This window comes from Wenjunlia vitaminophila DSM 41686 (assembly GCF_000380165.1).
In the GTDB taxonomy this organism is placed as follows: domain Bacteria; phylum Actinomycetota; class Actinomycetes; order Streptomycetales; family Streptomycetaceae; genus Wenjunlia; species Wenjunlia vitaminophila.
In genome coordinates this window covers 167954-187685 of sequence record NZ_KB904702.1, presented here as the reverse complement: position 1 = coordinate 187685, position 19732 = coordinate 167954, and the positions used below count along the sequence as shown (strand labels likewise).

The window sequence follows — 19732 nt, the reverse complement described above, 5'->3', positions numbered from 1 at the left end:
CATGGCAGAGTCAGAGCAGGACTTCGGCCAGGTGGCGATCATAGGCATGGCCGGCCGCTTCCCCGGCGCCCCCGACGTTGACGCCTTCTGGGAGAACCTCGCCGCGGGGCGCGAGGGCATCACGTCGTTCTCCGTCGAGGAACTCCGCGAGGCGGGCGTCCCCGAGGCGCTGCTGCAACGCGACGACTTCGTCAGGTCCAAGGGCGTGCTCGACGACGCCGACCGCTTCGACGAGGGATTCTTCGGCTACAGCCCCCGCGAGGCGGAGATCCTCGACCCCCAGCACCGGGTGTTCCTCGAGTGCGCCTGGGAAGCCCTGGAGACGGCCGGGATCGACCCCAGGACGTTCCAGGGCCGGATCGGGGTCTTCGCCGGCGCGGGACCCAACTCGTACCTGCTGTTCCAGGTGATGAACAACCAGCGGGTCATCGACTCCGTCGGCATGCACCAGATCCTGCTCGCCGGCGACAAGGACTTCCTGGCCACCAGGGTCTCCTACAAGCTCGACCTGACGGGGCCCAGCATCACCGTCCAGACGGCCTGCTCCACCTCGCTGACCGCGGTGCACCTCGCCTGCCAGAGCCTGCTCGGCGGCGAGTGCGACATCGCCATCGCCGGCGGGGTCTCGGTCACCGCCCCGCTGCGCAACGGCTACCTGTACGAGCCCGGCGGCATCCTGTCGCCCACCGGGCAGTGCCGGGCGTTCGCCGCGGACGCCTCCGGGACCGTCGCCGGCAACGGGGTCGGCGCCGTGGTGCTGCGCAGGCTCGCCGACGCCCGCACCGGCGGCGACGTGGTGGACGCGGTGATCCGCGGCACCGCCATCAACAACGACGGCGCCCTGAAGGCCGGCTACACCGCGCCCAGCGTGGACGGCCAGGCCGAGGTCATCGCCGAGGCGCTCGCCGTGGCGGACGTGGACCCGGCCACCGTCGGCTACGTCGAGACGCACGGCACCGGGACCCCGCTCGGCGACCCCATCGAGGTGGCGGCGCTGACCCGCGCGTTCCGCGAGCACACCGAGGACCGGGGTTTCTGCGCGATCGGCTCGGTCAAGAGCGGCGTCGGACACCTGGACGCCGCGGCCGGCGTCACCGGTCTGATCAAGGCGGTGCTCGCGCTCAAGCACGAGGCGATACCGGCGACCCTGCACTGCGACGAGCCGAACCCGGCGCTGGAACTGGACACCAGCCCGTTCTTCGTCGCCACCGAGACCCGGCCCTGGCCCCGGCGGGACACCCCCCGCCGGGCCGGGGTGAGCTCCTTCGGCATCGGCGGCACCAACGTGCACGTCGTCCTGGAGGAAGCCCCGGCCGACCACCCGGCGGGCGGGGCCCAGGACGCCCCCGCCCGCCGGGTGCGGCTGCTGCCGCTGTCGGCGAAGGGGACGCCGGCCCTCGCCGACGGCGCCCGCCGGCTCGCCGACCACCTCGAGCACCACCCCGAACTGGACCTCGACGACGTCGCCCACACCCTGGCCGCACGCCGCAGGGCCTTCGACCACCGGGCCGCGGTGGTGTGCCGGGACCACGACGAGGCCGTCGCGGCGCTGCGCCGGCTCGCCGACGACCCGGCGGCCACCGTGGCCGCGGACCGCGCGTCGGTCGCCTTCCTCTTCCCCGGGCAGGGCGCCCAGTACCCCGGCATGGCCCGGGACCTGTACCGCCAGGAGCCGCGGTTCGCCCGGGAGTTCGACCGGTGCGCTGACCTGTTCGCCCCGCACCTCGGCGAGGACCTGCGGTCCCTGGTGGTCACCCCGGACCGGGACGACGACGCGGCGGCGGACCGGCTCCGGCAGACGGCCCTCGCCCAGCCGGCCCTGTTCGCGGTCGAGTACGCCCTCGCCCAACTGTGGCTGTCCTGGGGGGTCCGGCCGACCGCGATGGCCGGCCACAGCATCGGCGAGTTCGTCGCGGCCTGCCTCGCCGGCGTGCTGTCCCTGGAGGACGCCGCGCGCCTGGTGGCCGCCAGGGGACGGCTGGTCCAGGCGATGCCCGCGGGCGCCATGCTCACCGTGTTCCTGCCCGGGTCCGAGACCGCGGCCTGGCTCGGCGACGACCTCGCCCTCGCCGCCGTCAACTCCACCTCGCTCAGCGTGGTCTCCGGACCCGCCGGCGCCGTGGAGGACCTCCAGCGCCGGCTGAAGGCCGCCGGTGTGCCCTGCCGCGCCCTGCACACCTCGCACGCCTTCCACTCGCCCGCCATGGACGGCGCCGTGGAACCGTTCGTCGCGGAGGTCCGCGAGGTGGCGCTGCACCCGCCGCAGACCCCGTTCGTCTCCAACGTCACCGGCACCTGGATCACCGCGGAGGAGGCCACGAGCCCCGAGTACTGGGGGCGGCACCTGCGGGCGACGGTGCGGTTCGCCGACGCCCTGGACGTGCTCCTCGCCGACCCCACGCTGGTGCCGCTCGAGGTGGGCCCCGGCACCACCCTCGGCAACTTCGCCCGCCGGCACCGGATGTGGACCGACAGCCGGGTCGCCGCCGGGTCGCTGCCGCACCCCGACGAGCGGGTCGACGACGACGCGTACCTGCTCAAGGGCCTCGGCGCGGTGTGGGGCGCCGGCGTCGAGGTGGACTGGTCAGCCGTGGCCGGGGCGGACCGCCGGCCGCTGCGCCTGCCCACCTACGCCTTCCAGCGGCGGCGGTACTGGGTGACCGCCGACGACGCCCGGGACCGCCAGGACCAACCGGAGCCGGCCCGCACCCTCGACGACTGGTTCTACGTCCCCGGGTGGCGGCGCCTGCCGCCGTCGGCGGGGCCGGCCGCGAAGACCACCGACGCGCTGTGGGTGGTCCTCGGCGACGACGTCGCCCTCGGCGCGGAGCTGGCCCGGCACCTGGAGGACGACGGCGCCAGCGTGGTGCGGGTCAGCGCCGGCACCGACCTGCTGGCCGGCGGCGAAGGCCCCTGGCAGCTCGACCCGGCGGACCGGGACCACATGGCCGCCCTGGTCAAGTCCCTGGAGGCACTGGCCCCCGAGGCGATCCGGGTGGTGCACCTGTGGAGCGCCGCGGACGGGACGGACCCCGGGGAGCTGACCGGGCGGCGCCTGGACGCCGCCCGGCGCCTGGGCTTCGACAGCCTGCTCGCCCTCGCGCAGGGCATCGCCGAGGTACGGCCGTCCGTCCCGGTCGCCATCGACGTGGTGTGCCGGGGCGTCCACGCGGTGACCGGTGAGGAGCCGCTGCGACCGGAGAACGCCACCCTGCTCGGCGCCTGCACGGTGATCCCGCAGGAGATCCCGGACACCACCTGCCGCGCCCTGGACGTCACCGGCACCGACCCCTCCGCCCCGCGCCAGGACACGCTGCGGGCCCTGCTCGCGGTCCTCACCCGGCCCACCGAGGAACCCCAGCTCGCGCTGCGCGGCCGGCACTGGTGGTACCGCGACTTCGACCCGGTGCCGCACACCGAGCGGCCCGCGGACGGCGTCGGAGCCGAAGGCACGACCCGACTGCGGGACGGCGGCACCTACCTCATCACCGGTGGCCTCGGCGGCATCGGCCTCGCGCTGGCCGAGCACATCGCCGAACGCGTCCAGGGGCCCACCCTGGGCCTGCTCGGCCGGTCCGCGTTCCCCGCCGAGGACACCTGGGACGACTGGCTGGAGAACCACGACGAGCAGGACCCGACCAGCATCCGCATCGGCCGGCTGCGCCGGCTGGTGGACATCGGCGCCCGCCCGGTGCTGCTCAGCGCCGACGTGACCGACCAGGACCAGGTGGAACGGGCGGTGGGCCGGCTCCGCGAGGTCGGCGGCGCCCTGCACGGCGTCATCCACGCCGCCGGGCTGCCCTCCCGCGGCATGATCCCCACCAAGTCCCCCGCCGACGCCGCCGAGGTCCTCGCCGCCAAGACCCGCGGCACGCTGGTCGTGGACCGGGTGTGCCGCGGCGACGACCTGGACTTCCTGCTGCTGTGCTCGTCGGTGACGGGGGTGCTCGGCGGACCGGGCCAGAGCGACTACTGCGCGGCCAACGCGTTCCTCGACGCCTACGCCCAGGCCAGGCGGCAGCGTGACGGCGCGCCGGTCACCGCGGTCGCCTGGGACACCTGGCGCGAGGTGGGCATGGCGGCGGGCCTGCTGTCCCGGCTCGGCGGCGGGGAACCCGACGGGGAACCCACGGGGCACCCGCTGCCCACCAGGCTGGTCCGGGCCACCGAGGAGTCCCGCACCTACGCCACCACCTTCAGCACCGCCGAACACTGGGTGGTGGACGACCACCGCATCCAGGGCCACGGCCTGATCCCGGGCACCACCTACCTGGAACTGGTCCGGGCCGCCGTCGCGGAACAGGCCGGCGACCGGGTCGTGGAGATCCGCGACGTGCAGTACCTGACGCCGGTCATCGTCCCCGACGGACAGACCCGCGAGGTGTACACCACCGTGGAGCTCCGCGACGGGCAGTGGCGGTTCGCGGTGCAGAGCCGGACCGGCGGCACCGGCTCCGCCGCCTGGCAGGACCACGCCCGCGGCGCGGTGGCCTTCCCCGACCGGGAGCCGGACACCGTGCGGGACCTGGCCGCGCTGGTCGCCGGGTGCGAGGTCACCGAGGTCCTGGAGACCGACGCGGAGATCAGCCGCGGTCTCGGTCTCGAACGGTTCCAACGCGGCGGCCCCATCGAGTTCTCCTTCGGCCCGCGCTGGAAGTGCATGCGGCAGATCCAGGTCGGCGCCGACCGGGTCTTCGCCACGCTCCGGCTGGACGAGGCGCACCACGGCGACCTCGACGGGTTCGCCCTGCACCCGGCCCTGTTCGACGCCGCGGGCGGCATCGCCCGGGTCCACGCCAAGGACACCTACTACCTGCCGTTCAGCTACCGCAGCGTCCGCATCGCGCACGGCCTGACCAGCACCATCCACTGCTACGTCGAACTGAAGGGGTTCACCGACGCCTCCGGGGAGACGATGGCGTGCGACATCGACATCCTGGACGCGGACGGCCGGACGCTGGTGCGGGTCACCGACTTCACCATCAAGCGGATCAACGACGTCGGGGCGCTGCGCGAGCAGATCGACCGCGCCGCCGTGCCGCCGCCGGAGCAGGACCAGGGGGACGGCCCGGCCCCGGCCGCCGGGGTGCTGCGCACCCTCAGCGAGGGCATCAGCGAGCAGGACGGGCAGCGGGTGTTCGACCGGCTGCTCGCCGCTCCGGAACTCCCGGACCACCTGGTCGTGTCCCACCTGGACTTCACCGCGACCCGCCGCCTCGCCCGGTCCCTCACCCCCGCGCTGCTGGCCCGGGAGATGGAGCAGTTGGCTCCGCCCGGCGGCAGCCACCCGCGCCCCGACCTGCCCACCCCCTACGTCGCGCCGCACAGCGACGAGGAACGGGCCGTCGCCGCGGTCTGGCAGGACGTGCTGGGCGTCGACGGGGTCGGCGTCAACGACGACTTCTTCGCCCTCGGCGGGCACTCACTGGCCGCGGTGCAGATCGGCACCCAGATCCGGGACCGGTTCGGGGTGGAACTCGACCTGCGCAGGTTCTTCGAGGCGCCCACCGTCGCGCACACCGTCACCCTGCTGGCCGCCGGCGGCGGGGACGACGCCCGGGCCGACGCGATCGAGGTGCTGAGCCGGGAGGAACCCGAGGAGGGCGACGAGGACGGGCTCGCCGGGCTGACCGACGAGGAAGTGGAGGCACAGCTCCGCGAGTTGCTCGCGGCGGAGGCCGACGACCAGGCGGGGTTCGGCGAACAGGAGGACAGGGCGTGAGCGAGATCGACCTCAGCAGCCTGACGGCCGCCGAGAAACGGGCGCTGCTGGCGAAGCGGCTGCGGGGCGACGGTGGGGCGAAGCGCCCCCGTCCGCGCCGGCGGCGGTTCGCGACCTCGTTCTCCCAGGCCCGGCTGTGGTTCCTCGACCAGCTCAACCCCGGCAGCGCCGCCTACAACGTGCCCGGCGCGCTGCGCGTGCACGGCCCGCTCGACCTGGAGGTCTGGCGGCGCTGCGTCAACGAGATCGCCCGCAGGCACGAGGCGCTGCGCACCACGTTCCAGGAGGAGGAGGGGGAGCCGGTCCAGGTCGTCGTGGACGAGCTGGAACCGGAGTTCCGCGTCGTGGAGTGCGGGCACCTGCACGGCCCGGATGGGGAGCCGGGCATCCGCGCGCTGGCCCGCGAGGAGTTCGCCCGGCCCTTCGACCTGCGTCACGGGCCGCTGCTGCGGATGGTCTTCCTGCGGCTCGCCCCGGACGAGCACGTGCTGCTGCTCAACATGCACCACATCGTGGCCGACCTGTGGTCCACCTCGGTGCTGTTCGCCGAGTTGGTCGCGCTGTACGACGCGTTCGCCTCCGGCGCGGACTCCCCGCTGCCCGACCTGCCGATCCAGTACGCCGACTACGCCGCCTGGCACCGGAAGCGGCTCGAGGGCGAGGCGTCGGCGGACGACCTGGAGTACTGGCGCGGGACCCTGGACGGCGCCCCGCCGATGCTCCAGTTGCCCACCGACCGGCCCCGCCCGCCGGTGCAGAGCACCAACGGCGGCTCGGTCCCGTTCCGGCTCCCGGCGCCGCTGTTGGAGCGGGTGCGCGAGCTGAGCCGGGACGAGGGCGTCACCCCGTTCATGACCATGCTGGCGGCGTTCGTGGTGCTGCTGCACCGCTACAGCAAGGAGGAGGACGTCGTCGTCGGCGTCCCCGTCGCCAACCGCGGCCGGCCCGAGATCGAGCGGCTCATCGGGTACTTCGTCAACATCCTCGCCCTGCGCACCGACCTGTCCGGCACCCCGTCGTTCCGGGAGCTGCTGGCCCGGGTCCGGCAGACCTGCCTCGGCGGCTTCGCCCACCAGGAACTGCCCTTCGAACGCCTGGTGGAGGAGCTCCAGCCGCCCCGGGACCTGTCCCGGGCACCGGTGTTCCAGGTCTCCTTCGTGTTCCAGAACATCCCCCTGCCGTCCTTCGACGCCGGGGGGCTGAGCCTGGAGCTGATGGAGGTGGAGAGCTCCACCGCCCGCTTCGACCTGGAACTCCAGGTCTTCGAGTGGCCCGACGGCCTCAGCGGCTGGTTCGAGTACAACAGCGACCTGTTCGACGAGGCCACCATCGAGCGGATGGGTGACCACCTGCGGCTCCTGGTGGAGAACCTGGTCGCGGACCCCGGCCGGTCGATCGCCGACGTGCCGATGCTCACCGCCGACGAGGAACGGCGGCTGCGGGACTCCGGCGGCACCACCCACCGGGAGTGGCCCGGGCCGGTCCTCGCCCACCGCCGGTTCGCGCGGCAGGCCGCGGGCACCCCCGACGCCGAGGCGCTGCGCTGCGGCGACGACGCCCTGACCTACCGCGAACTCGACGAGCGCTCCAACCAGTTGGCGCACCGGCTGCGGCGGCTCGGGGTCACCCGGGACACCCTGGTGGGGATCTGCCTGCCCCGCTCCACGGACATGGTGGTGGCGCTGCTCGCCGTGCTGAAGGCCGGTGGGGCGTTCGTGCCGCTCGACCCGGGTTTCCCGTCGGACCGGATCGCGTTCATGCTCGAGGACTCCCGCCTGCCGGTGCTGCTGACCCGGCGCGAGGTGCTGGACGGGCTGTCCGCCCCGCGGGCCGAGGCGCTGTGCCTGGACGAGATCCGCGACGAGCTGGCCGCCGAGTCCACCGAGGGCCCCGACGTGCCGGTCGACGAGGAGGACCTCGCCTACGTCATCTACACCTCCGGCTCCACCGGGCGCCCCAAGGGCGTGCGGATACCCCACCGGGCGCTGGGCAACTTCCTGCGGTCCATGAGGGAACGCCCCGGGATCGACGCCGGTGACACCCTGCTCGCCGTCACCACGCTCTCGTTCGACATCTCCCTGCTCGAACTGCTGCTCCCGCTGGTCGAGGGCGCCCGGGTGGTGCTCGCCGACCGGGAGACCGCCACCGACGGCAGGCGCCTGGGCGACGCGCTCGCCCGTTCCGGCGCCACGATGATGCAGGCCACCCCCTCGACCTGGCGGATGCTGCTGGAGGCGGGCTGGCAGGGCGACCCGGGACTGCGGGCGCTGGCCGGCGGCGAGGCGCTCCCCGCGGACCTCGCCCGGAAGCTGCTGGCCAAGGGCGTGACCCTGTGGAACATGTACGGACCCACGGAGACCACCATCTGGTCCGCGGTGGGGCGGGTCGGCGAGGGGCCGGTCACCCTCGGCGAGCCGATCGCCAACACCGAGCTGCACGTCCTGGACGAAGCCGGCCGGCTCGTCCCGCTCGGGGTCCCCGGCGAGCTGTGCATCGGCGGCGCCGGCCTGGCCCGGGACTACCTGGACCGGCCCGAGCTCACCGCGGAACGGTTCGTGCCGCACCCGTTCGGGGCGGACCCCGGCAGCCGGCTCTACCGCACCGGTGACCTGGTCCGGCGCCGGGCGGACGGCAGGATCGAGTTCCTGGGCCGCCTGGACCACCAGGTGAAGCTGCGGGGCTACCGGATCGAACTCGGTGAGATCGAGGCGGTGCTGGCCCAGCAGCCCGACGTCCTCCAGGCCGTGGCGGTCGTCCGCGAGGACGTCCCCGGGGACCAGCGGCTCGTCGCCTACCTGGTGACCGGGACGGACCGGGCGGCCACCGACGACCGGCCGGCCCGGCTGCGGGCCGCGCTCGGCGAGAAGCTGCCCGACTACATGGTGCCGACCGCCTTCGTCTTCCTCGACGCGCTGCCGGTGACACCCAACGGCAAGACAGACCGCAGGGCGCTGCCCGTGCCGGACGGCACCCACACCGGGCCGCGCACCGCGTACGTCGCGCCCCGCACCCCGGCGGAGGAGACGCTGTGCCAGCTCTTCGCCCAAGTCCTGGGCGTGGAGCGGGTCGGGGCCGAGGACAGCTTCTTCGAGCTCGGCGGGCACTCGCTGCTCGCCACCCGGCTGATCTCCCAGATCCGGGCCGCGCGCGGAGTGGAACTCGAGGTCCGCGCGCTGTTCCAGGCCCCGACCCCGGCGGCGCTCGCCCTCCAGATGCGGCACGCCGCACCGGCGCGCCCCGCCCTGCTGCCGGCCACCCGGCCGTCGGAACTGCCGCTGTCCTTCGCCCAGCGGCGCCTGTGGTTCCTGCACCACCTCGAGGGGCCGAACCCCACCTACAACGTCCCGGTGGCGCTGCGGCTCGCCGGCCCGCTGGACGCCTCCGCGCTGCGGGCGGCGCTCGCCGACGTGATGGAACGCCACGAGGCGCTGCGCACCGTCTTCCCGGACCGCGAGGGGATTCCCCACCAGCGCATCCTGTCCGTTGACGAGGCACGCCCCCAACTGCCGGTGGTCCGGGTCGCCGAGGCCGAACTCGCCGAGGCCGTCACCGGCGCCGTCCGGCACGCCTTCGAGCTGACCACCGAACCGCCGCTGCACGCCGAGCTGTTCGCGGTCGGCCCCGAGGACCACGTGCTGGTGGTCGTGGTCCACCACATCGCCGCGGACGGCTGGTCCCTGGCACCGCTCGGGCAGGACCTGGCCACCGCCTACGCCGCCCGCCGCGCCGGCCACGCCCCCGGGTGGCAGCCCCTCCCGGTGCAGTACGCCGACTACACCCTGTGGCAGCAGCGGCTGCTCGGCGACCGCAAGGACCCCGAGTCCCTGCTGGCCAGGCAACTCGACTACTGGGAGCGGACCCTGAAGGGGCTGCCGGAGGCCATCCCGCTGCCCACCGACCGCCCGCACCCGCAGGAGCCGTCCCGCCGGGGCGGGATGGTCTCCTTCACCTGGGACGCCGACCTCCACCGGGACCTCGCCCAACTGGCCCGCTCCTGCGACGTCAGCATGGCCATGGTGCTGCACGCCGCCCTCGCCGCCGTGCTCAGCGGGCTCGGCGCCGGCGAGGACGTGCCCATCGGCGCGCCGATCGCCGGGCGCACCGACCAGGCCGCCGAGGGACTGGTCGGCTTCTTCGCCAACACCCTGGTGGTGCGGGTGGACACCTCGGGACGCCCCACCTTCCGGGAGCTGCTGGCCAGGGTCAGGGAACGGAGCCTGGACGCCTACGCCAACCAGGACGTCCCGTTCGAACACGTCGTGGACGCCCTGAGCCCGACCCGCTCACTGACCCGCCACCCGCTCATCCAGACCATCCTGGCCTGGCAGAACACCCCCGAGGCCGTCCCCGAACTGCCCGGCCTCGCGGTGTCCGTGGTGCCCGTCGCCACCGGCACCACCCGGATGGACCTGTCCGTCGCCCTGTTCGAGCGTCCCGCCGCCGACGGCGGGCCCGGCGGGATCGACGGCACCGTGGAGTACAACGCCGACGTCTTCGACCCGTCGTCCGTCCAGGCCCTCCACCAGCGGCTGCGGCAGGTGCTGCACGCCGTCGCCGCGGACCCCGACCAGCGGGTGGACACCCTGGACGTGCTCCTCGACGCCGAACGGCAGCTCCTGCTGACCGAGTGGAACGGCGTGCGGCGGGAACTGCCGCACGGCGCGCTGCCCGAGCTGTTCCGCGAGCAGGCCCGGCGCACCCCGGACGCCACCGCCGTGGCGTGGGAGGACACCGGGCTCAGCTACGCCGAGCTGGACGCGCGGGCCGACCGCCTGGCGCGGCGGCTGCGCGGGTGCGGCGTCGGCCGGGAAACCCCGGTGGGCGTCTTCATGGACCGCTCGCCGGAGCTGGTGGTCACCCTGCTCGCGGTGGTGCGGGCGGGCGGCGCCTACGTCCCGCTGCACCACGCCTGGCCCGCGGAACGGGCGGCGTGGGTGCTGGCGGACACCGGGGCCCCGGTGCTGGTGGTGGACGACCCGGAGAAGGCCGGCAGGTTCGACCACGACGCCCGGGTCGTCGTCGTGGGCCCGCACGACGGCACCGGCGACGACGACGGCGACGGGGCGGCGGCCGCCCCCCTGGAGTCCGCGCACCCCGAGCAGTTGGCCTACGTGCTGTACACCTCCGGCTCCACCGGCCGGCCCAAGGGCGTGGCCGTCCGCCACCGCGACGTCGTCGGCCTCGTCCACGACCGGCGCCGGCGCAGCGACGGGCCGTTCCGGGTGCTGCTGCACCACCCGTACTCGTTCGACCCGTCCACGTTCGAGCTGTGGGTGCCGCTGCTGACCGGCGGCACCGTCGCCGTCGCCCCCGACGAGACCCTCGACGCCGACCAGATCAAACAGCTCGTGGACCGGCACCAGCTCACCGCGATGCTGGTCACCGCCACCATGTTCAACCTCGTCGTCGAGCAGAACCCGGCCTGCTTCTCCGGCATGCGGGACGTGTTCACCGGGGGCGAGGCCGCCGCGCCCGGCGTCATCCGGCGGGTCCTTGAGCACAACCCGGGCCTGCGGGTGCGCCACGGCTACGGGCCGACCGAGGCGACGACCTACGCCACCATCCACCCGGTGGACTCCGCGGACGGCGTGGAGGACGTGCCGCCCATCGGCCGGCCCAAGGACAACGTCCGGGCGTACGTGCTGGACGGCGGGCTGCGGCTGGTGCCGCCCGGGGTGGTCGGCGAGCTGTACCTGTCCGGCACCGGCGTCGCCCGCGGCTACCTGGGCCGTCCCGGGCTGACCGCGGAACGGTTCGTGGCCTGCCCGTTCGAGGCCGGGGAGCGGATGTACCGGACCGGTGACCTGGTGCGGTGGCGGCCCGACGGGCTGCTGGAGTTCGTCGGCCGCACCGACGACCAGGTCAAGGTGCGGGGCTTCCGCATCGAACTCGGCGAGGTGGAGGCCGCCCTGGTGGCCCACCCCGCGGTCGCCCAGGCCGTGGTGGTCGCCCGCACCGACCGACCCGGCGGCACCGACCTCGTCGGCTACGTCGTTCCCGCTGAGGACCAGGCGCCCGACCCCGCCGCGGTACGGGCGTTCGCCGCGGAACGGCTCCCCCAGTACATGGTCCCCGCCGCGGTGCTCGTCCTGGACGCCGTGCCGCTGACACCCAACGGGAAACTGGACCGCGCCGCCCTGCCCGCGCCCGACTTCGGCTCCACCGCCCGCTCCCGCGCCCCGCGCACCCCCGCCGAGGAGGCGCTGTGCGAGGTGCTCGCCGGGGTGCTCGGCCTGCCCGAGATCGGCGCCGAGGACAACTTCTTCGAACGGGGCGGGGACAGCATCCAGGCCATCCAGGCGGTCGCCCAGGCCAGGTCCGCGGGGTACTCGATCAGCGCCCGGGACCTGTTCGCCCACCAGACCGCCGCCGGCCTGGCCACCGTGGCCACCCGGCTCGACGACGGGGCCGCGCCCGCCGTCCACGACGACGGCACCGGCGAGATCCCCCCGGTGCCGATCGTGGAGTGGCTGCGGAACCTGGGCGGGGAGACGACCGGCTTCAGCCAGGCGACGGTCGTCGCCACACCACCGGGAGCCGACCTGGAGTCGCTGACCGCCGCGTTCCAGGCCGTCCTCGACCACCACGACGCGCTGCGTTCCCGGCTGGCCGTCCGGCCCGACGGGAGCTGGTCCCTGCACGCCGCGCCGCCCGGCGCGGTGCCCGCCGCCGACAAGCTGCGGCGCGTGGACGCCGCCGCGCTCACCGGCACCGCCCTGTCGGCGCTGGTCGCGGACGAGTTCACCGCGGCCAAGTCGCGCCTGGACCCGCAGGCCGGGGAGATGTGCCAGCTCGTGTGGTGCGACGCCGGGCCCGACCGCGCCGGCCGGCTGCTGCTCGTCCTGCACCACCTCGTCGTGGACGGCGTGTCCTGGCGCGTCCTGCTGCCCGACCTGGAGGCCGCCTGGGAGGCGGTCACCGCCGGCCGGGACGCCGCCCTGGCGCCGGTCCCCACGTCCCTGCGGCGCTGGGCGGAACTGCTGACCGCGCAGGCCGGCACCGCGGAACGGACCGCGGAACTGCCGCGGTGGACCGAGATCCTGGACCGGCCGGGCACCCTGGTGACCGGCGAACTCGACCCCGTCCGCGACGTGCACGGCACCGCCGGCAACCTGGCCCTCACCCTGCCGGCACAGGACACCGGGCCGCTGCTGGGACAGGTCCCCGCCGCGTTCCGCGCCGGCGTCCAGGACGTGCTGCTCGCGGCCCTCGGCGTCGCCCTCACCACGTGGCGGCACCGCCCGGAGGAGCGGCACGACGCGGTGACCGTGGACGTGGAGAGCCACGGCCGGCACGAGCGGCCCGGCGACGGCATCGACCTCAGCCGCACCGTGGGCTGGCTCACCAGCTCCTACCCGGTCCGGATCGACACCGGCCCGCTGACGCGAGAGCAGGCGAAGGAGGCCGGGGCCGACCTCGCCGCCGCCGTCACCCGGGTCACCGAACAGCTCCGCGCCGTCCCCGGCGAGGGCCTCGGCTACGGCCTGCTGCGCTACCTCAACCCCGACACCGCCCCCGCCCTGGCCGACCTGCCCGCGCCACAGGTCGGGTTCAACTACCTGGGCCGGCTGACCGCCCCCGAGGGCGAGGCGCCCTGGATGCCGGTGACCGACGACTCGGCACGGGCCACCGGCGGCGCGGACCAGGCGATGCCGCTGGCGCACCCCCTGGAGGTCAACGCGGTCACCCAGGACGGCCCCGAAGGACCCCGCCTGGTCGCCCACTGGACCTGGGCGGGCGCCCTGGTGGACGACGACGCGGCACGCGAACTCGCCGAGGGCTGGTTCGCCGCCCTGAAGGCGATCACCGCCTGCGCCGCCGCCCTCGGCACCCCGGACACCGGGGCCGCCCCGGCCGGGCAGCACGCCGCCGGCCGGACCCCGCTGACCGCGATCGAACGGGTGAGCAGGGACGAGCCCATCCCGGTCTCGTTCGCCCACCTCGACATCCTCCACCAGCCCGTTGACCTCAACGACCCGCACCACAACGTCATCACCGCGCTGTCGGTGGACGGAGACCTCAACGAGCCGGCGCTGCGCCGCGCGTTGGACGACGTGGTGCGGCGCCACGAGGCGCTGCGCACCCGGGTGATCGGCCACGACCCGGCCACCTGGAGGCAGGTGGTGGACGCCGAAGGCGGGTGGCCGCTGACGTCCGTGGACCTGCGGTCCCACGACGACGAGGCCACCCGGACGGCCAGGCTGCGGGAGGTCGTCCAGCAGGAGGTGGACAAGCCCTTCGACGTCGCCACCGAGGTCCCCATCCGGGGCGTGCTGGTGGCGATGGCCGAGCGACGGCACGTCCTGCTGCTCACCACCCACCACATCGTCGTGGACCAGTGGGCGTACGGGGTGCTCTACCAGGACCTGACCGAGCTGTACGGGGCGCACCTCGCCGGCCGGCGGCCCGAGCTGCCCGAACTGCGCTTCCACTACCCCGACTACGCGGCGTGGCAGCAGCGGCAGCTCGCCGAGGGCGGCTTCGACGCGCACGTGGAGTACTGGCGCGGGCAACTGGACCCGCTGCCGGCCAGGCTGGACTTCGACGCGCCCGCCCACCAGTCGGCGCCCGCACCGGACGGCTACACCCACGGCTTCGTCCTCGACCCGCGCCTCACCGAGGCGCTGCGGGACGCCGCCCAGCGGCAGGGCGTGACCCTGTTCATGCTGCTCATGGCGGCGTTCGAGCTGCTGCTCCACGCCTACTCCGACAGCGACGACATCACCGCCGCCTGCCCGCTGGCCGGCCGGGAACGGCCCGAAGTCGCCTCGATGATCGGGTTCTTCATCAGCCCGGCCCTCATCCGCGTGGACCTGTCGGACGACCCCACGTTCGACGGGATGCTCAGCCAGGTCTGCGACAACCTGCTGGCCGCCTACGCCCACCAGGACGTGCCGCTGCGGCACCTCATCCACCAGGACACCCGCGGCGGCAACGACCCGTTCCGGGTCGGGTTCAACCTGCTCAACGCCCCGGAGTCCGCGCTGAGCATGCCCGGGCTGACCGTGTCCCCGCTCGACACCGGCGTCGGCGACGACGACGTGCTGCCCGAGCTGATCACCGTCATGCGGCCCAAGGTGATGGACCTGTACCTGGTCATGCGGGAGAACGGCGGCCGGCTCGGCGGCCTGTGGCTGTACAACCCGGACCGCATCGAGGGCCGCGTGATGGGCGTGCTGGTCCACCAGTGGGCGCGGGTCCTGGACCTGGTGGTGACCCATCCGGAGCTGAACGTCCACGAGCTGCGGCGCCGGCTCCGCGAGGAGCCGCTGCCCACCCCGGGCACGGCGGCCAGCGACCCGACCGACGACAGGGAGGCCCGTTGAACGCGACGCACAGCCCGGTGGCACTGGTGGCCGGCGGCTCACGGGGGATCGGCCGAGCCACCGCGCTCCGGCTCGCCCAGGACGGCTACGACGTGGCGGTGTGCTACGCGTCCGACACCACCGCCGCCCGGGAACTGGAGAAGCAGATCGGCGACCTGGGCCGGCGGGTGTACGTCCGGCGGGCCGACGTCGCCGACGCCGCCTCGGTGGAGGACCTGGTGGACGGCGCCGAGGACGCCCTCGGCCCGATCACCGCGGTCGTCACCTCGGCGGCCGTCCTGCGGGACACCCCGATGGCGGTGATGGAGGAGGACGACTGGCACGACGTGCTTCGGGTCAACCTCGACGGCGTCTACAACGTCTGCCGCACGGTCATCCCCGGCATGATCAAACGCAGGCACGGCGCGATCGTCACCCTCTCCTCGATCGCCGGCATCCACGGCAACGCCGGACAGACCAACTACGCCGCGTCCAAGGCGGGCATCATCGGCCTCACCACCTCGCTCGCCGCGGAGGTCGGCCGGTACGGGATCAGGGCCAACGTGGTGGCGCCCGGCTTCGTCGCCACCGACCCGGTGCTCAACCTCCCCGACGACGTCCTGGAACGGTTCCGGCAACGCATCGCGCTGGGCCGCATCGGCCGTCCCCAAGAGGTCGCCGACCTCGTCTCGTTCCTGCTCTCCGAACGGGCCACGTACCTCACCGGGGCCGTGTTCCGCATCGACGGCGGACTGTCCGCCGGCTGAGCCGCACCACGCCGTTCCCCACGGCGCCACCAACCCAGAAGACGACCACGAAGGGCACGTAATGACGGACATGGTCTGCCCCATCACCAACGGCCTGCCCACGCACCGCGAGCAGCCGCTCGACCCGCCGGAGGTGCTCGGACAGCTCCGCTCCGAACAGCCCATCGCCCCGATGACCTTCCCCGACGGCCACCGCGGCTGGCTGGTGACCAGGCACGACCAGGTCAAGGCGATCCTGGCCGACCCGCGGTTCAGCTCCCGGGCGTCCGCCAAGCACCTGGCGTTCCCGTCCGACCGCGCCGCCCTCGACCTCGAGGGGGACATGCCGCCCGGCCAGTTCGAGCACATGGACCCGCCGGAGCACACCAAGTACCGCAAACTGCTCGCCGGCCAGTTCACCCTGCGCCGGATGAAGCAGCTCACCCCGCGGATCGAGAAGATCGCCGCCGACCACGTCGCCGCGATCCGCCGCCAGGGCCCGCCCGCGGACCTCGTGAAGGACTTCGCGGTCCCGATGTCCGCCCAGGTCATCTGCGAGCTCCTCGGCATCCCCGTCGAGGACCGGGAACGGTTCGAGGCCGCCTCGTCCAGCCTGCTCAGCCTCGACATCTCCCCCGAAGAGGCGATGGGCGCCATGGGCAACCTCCTCGGCCTGCTCGGCGAGCTCGTCCAACGCAAGGCCGTGGAACCCACCGACGACCTGCTCAGCGGCCTGGTCAGCAGCGGCGAACTCAACCCGGCCGAACTGGTCGGCGCCACCCTGCTGCTGCTCGTCGCCGGCCACGAGACCACCGCGAACCAGCTCGCGCTCGGCACCTACACCCTGCTGCGCGAACCCGAGCAGATGGCCAAGCTGCGCGCCGACGAGTCCCTGATCGAGGGCGCCGTCGAGGAGCTCCTGCGCTACCTGACCATCGTCCACATCGGCGTGCAGCGCACCCCGCTGGAAGAGGTCGAGATCGACGGCGTGGTCCTCAAGCCCGGCGAGGCGGTGCTGCTCCACCTGCCCACCGCCAACCGCGACCCCAAGCGGTTCCCCGACCCGGACCGCCTCGACGTCACCCGCAAGGCGCTCGGCCACCTGACGTTCAGCCACGGCATCCACCAGTGCCTCGGCCAGCAACTCGCCCGGATCGAGCTGAGGGTCGGCTACTCCACCCTGCTCCGCGAGTTCCCGGAGCTGCGCCTCGCCGAGCCGGACGTCGAACTCCCGATGCGCTCCAACATGACGGTCTACGGCGTGCACCGGCTGCCCGTCGCCTGGTGAACCGTCCCGACCACCACTCCGGAGGCCCCACGTGCGAGTCGAAGCCGACACCGAGGTGTGCGTCGGATCGGGCATGTGCGCGTTGACCGCGTCGCACCTGTTCGACCAGTCCGACGAGGACGGATCGGTGATCCTGCTCGACCCCGAACCGTCCGCACCGGACGCCCAGCGAGCCGTCAGGGAGGCCGTGGGGCGCTGTCCCTCCGGCGCCCTTTCGCTCGTGGAGTGACCACCCCGGCCACCACGGGTCCGGCCAGGACCCGTCGCCGCCCGTGAGAGAAGGAGACCGAAGTGGACAACGCGTGGCTCGCCTGGCGGAAACCGCCGCCGGAGCAGGCAGCCCACCGCCTCTTCTGCCTTCCCTACGCGGGCGGCGGCGCGTCCGCCTACCGTGGCTGGCACTCCCTCGCCCCGGCGAGCCTCCAGGTGTGCCCGGTGGAACTCCCCGGCCGGGGCCGCCGGCTCGGCGAGACCCCGTTCACCCGCCTCCAGCCGCTGGTCGGCGCCCTCGCCGACGCGCTCCGCCCCCACCTGGACCGTCCGTACGCCCTCTTCGGGCACAGCATGGGCGGGCTGCTCGCCTTCGAGCTGGCCCGGACCCTGCGCCGACGCCGCTGGCCCGCCCCCGCGCACCTGTTCGTCTCCGGCGCCGCGTCCCCCGACGCCCCGCGCACCCGCCCGCCGGTGCGCGCCGCCCCGGACGCCGAGGTGAAGGCGGAACTGCTGGCCCTGGGCGGCACCCCCGCGGAACTCCTCGACGACGACGACCTGATGGACGTCATGCTGCCCACCATGCGGGCGGACTTCTCGGTCCTGGAGACCTACGAGTACCGCCCCGAGCCGCCGCTCGCCGTCCCCATGACGGTCTTCGGCGGCACCGCCGACCCGCTCGTCCCGCCGACGGCCCTGCGCGACTGGCGCCACCAGTCCGCCGCCGGCTCCCGGCTGCGGCTGCTGCCCGGCGGCCACTTCTTCCTCCACCCGGCTGCCGCCGACCTCCTCACCGACATCGCCGCCACCCTGGCCCGCACGGCCCACCCGGCGGCGTGACCCCGGGGCGGGGTGGGCCTGCGAACTCTCCAGGGCTGATGAGGAACTTGTGACAGGTGACCCCGAAGTGGCACGGGGTGTGAGCCTGCGAACTCTCCAGGGCTGATGAGGAACCCGAGGGTAAAGCCCCAGGTCGGCCGGCATTTGACATGGTCGTTCTCGTCTAGCCTTGCAGCGTCCTGACGGTCATGCATCTGCGCAGGTCACAGCCATGGCAGAAGATGGCAGAAGCTCTCGCCTGTCAGCTCGAAACGGGGAGGTGGCCGTTGCCGCTCCTGGCCGCGTCGGTGTCGGTGGATCGCTGCTGGTGATCGTATGGCAGACCCTGAACCAATGAACGCCCCGCCCTGGTCCGGCCGGACTGGTCTCGCGCGTTATCCCGACCCGCGGGTAAGGCTGCCTGGATGGTTGAACGCTGGGCTCACACTTTGTTGCTGACCCTACGCATAGCCTTTCTGCCAGGTGCGAGCGCGCCTGTCGAGATGCAACGCGTCCTTCATGCTTTTACCTGCTGTTGCGGGGGGAGGCTCAGGGTGCCACGGCGGTGGCGAGCAGGTGGGAGCTGGCGGCGAGCAGTTCTGGGTGGGCGTCGGCGAGCCGCGCGGCCTCCAGGGCGGCGGTGAACATCGGCGAGTCGGTCAGCACCGTCCCGGTGTGCACCTCGACGGCCTTGAGGCACGCCCACGCCGGGCCCTCGACGCCATGGACGCGCACCCCGGTCAGCCCGGCCGCGGAGAGTTCTCCGGCGAGTTCCTCGGCGGTATGGAGGTACGCGGTGATGAACCCCCTCCGACCGGACTCGTAACGGCCCGTGCTGAGAGTTCCGGCGACTTCTTCCCTGATCTGCTCGTTGCCCAGCAACGTGGTCGCCACGTGCTTGTACAGCACGGCGGCGCGGCCGATCGCCGCGGCAGCGACCAGGCCACCGGGGCGGACGACCCGCCGGGCCTCGGCGAGCGCCCGGTCACGGTCCTCGCGTTCTGGCAGGTGGTAGAGCGGTCCGAGGAGGAGTACCACGTCGTACGAGTCGTCCGCGGCCGTGAGTTGTCGGGCGTCGCCGACCTGCGCGTCCAGTCCGCGGGCTGTGGCCTGCTCGACGTGCCGCGGCACCGGATCGACGACCCGCACCCGGTATCCCTCGGTGTCGAGCCACCCGGCGTGGACGCCGGGGCCGCCGCCCACGTCGAGCACGGTCGCCGGTGCCGGGGGCAGGTGCCTCCGCAGGATCTCGCGGGTCCGCACCAGCTCGAGCGCGCCTTCGGCGTTGGAGGTGAGTCGGGCGGATTCGTCGAAGGCGTGGGTGTAGAAATCCAGGATCTCCGGGGCGAGGTGTGGGGACGTGGGCATGGGGACCAGGGTCCCTCCCGACCGGTTCGCCTGTCCAACGGGTTGGGAGGTCGAGGACACCTTCTGCCTCCCGGCCGAGCAGCTCGCCACGGACGGAGGGGTCGCGTCCCGCCAGGCGGCAACCCAGGGAACACGGAGCGGAGGTGGGCCGCCGTCCGGGGACGCCGCCGGGTATGGGCCCGTCGCAGGGGACTTGTGCTCTCGGGACCTTGCCTCACCGGGGCGCGAACAGCGGCGCGCAGCGATCCCGACACGACAGGTGGTCGAAGCTCCC

General features: G+C 73.9%; 7 protein-coding genes. 6 read left to right on the top strand and 1 reads right to left on the bottom strand.

The features are described from left to right. Position 1 precedes the first annotated feature (1 nt). The 6 genes from A3IG_RS0122975 to A3IG_RS0122950 all read left to right on the top strand — a co-directional run bounded on the left by A3IG_RS0122975 (position 2) and on the right by A3IG_RS0122950 (position 18111). Entirely contained in the window at positions 2-5722 is a 5721-nt protein-coding gene (locus A3IG_RS0122975; RefSeq protein ID WP_018385945.1) for a type I polyketide synthase, read from the top strand. Further along, positions 5719-15048, top strand: a complete 9330-nt coding sequence (locus tag A3IG_RS0122970) for an amino acid adenylation domain-containing protein (protein ID WP_018385944.1) — start codon at positions 5719-5721, stop codon at positions 15046-15048. Before A3IG_RS0122975 ends, A3IG_RS0122970 begins: the two co-directional genes overlap by 4 nt. Further along, positions 15045-15794: a 3-oxoacyl-ACP reductase FabG gene (fabG, locus tag A3IG_RS0122965; RefSeq protein ID WP_018385943.1), complete on the top strand. Its 750-nt coding sequence runs from the start codon at positions 15045-15047 to the stop codon at positions 15792-15794. The genes A3IG_RS0122970 and fabG overlap by 4 nt, the downstream gene beginning before the upstream one ends. Before the next feature lie 61 nt (positions 15795-15855). Further along, on the top strand, positions 15856-17061 hold the full coding sequence (locus A3IG_RS0122960) for a cytochrome P450 (RefSeq protein ID WP_018385942.1): 1206 nt from the start codon (positions 15856-15858) through the stop codon (positions 17059-17061). A gap of 31 nt (positions 17062-17092) precedes the next feature. Next, positions 17093-17290 (top strand): ferredoxin, encoded by a 198-nt coding sequence (locus A3IG_RS0122955; protein WP_018385941.1) that lies wholly within the window; start codon positions 17093-17095, stop codon positions 17288-17290. 62 nt (positions 17291-17352) lie between these two features. Further along, on the top strand, positions 17353-18111 hold the full coding sequence (locus A3IG_RS0122950) for a thioesterase II family protein (protein ID WP_018385940.1): 759 nt from the start codon (positions 17353-17355) through the stop codon (positions 18109-18111). Between the two features lie 528 nt (positions 18112-18639). Here A3IG_RS0122950 and A3IG_RS0122945 read toward each other — a convergent pair. Continuing rightward, on the bottom strand, positions 18640-19458 hold the full coding sequence (locus A3IG_RS0122945; RefSeq protein ID WP_018385939.1) for a class I SAM-dependent methyltransferase: 819 nt from the start codon (positions 19456-19458) through the stop codon (positions 18640-18642). Between the last annotated feature and the right edge of the window lie 274 nt (positions 19459-19732).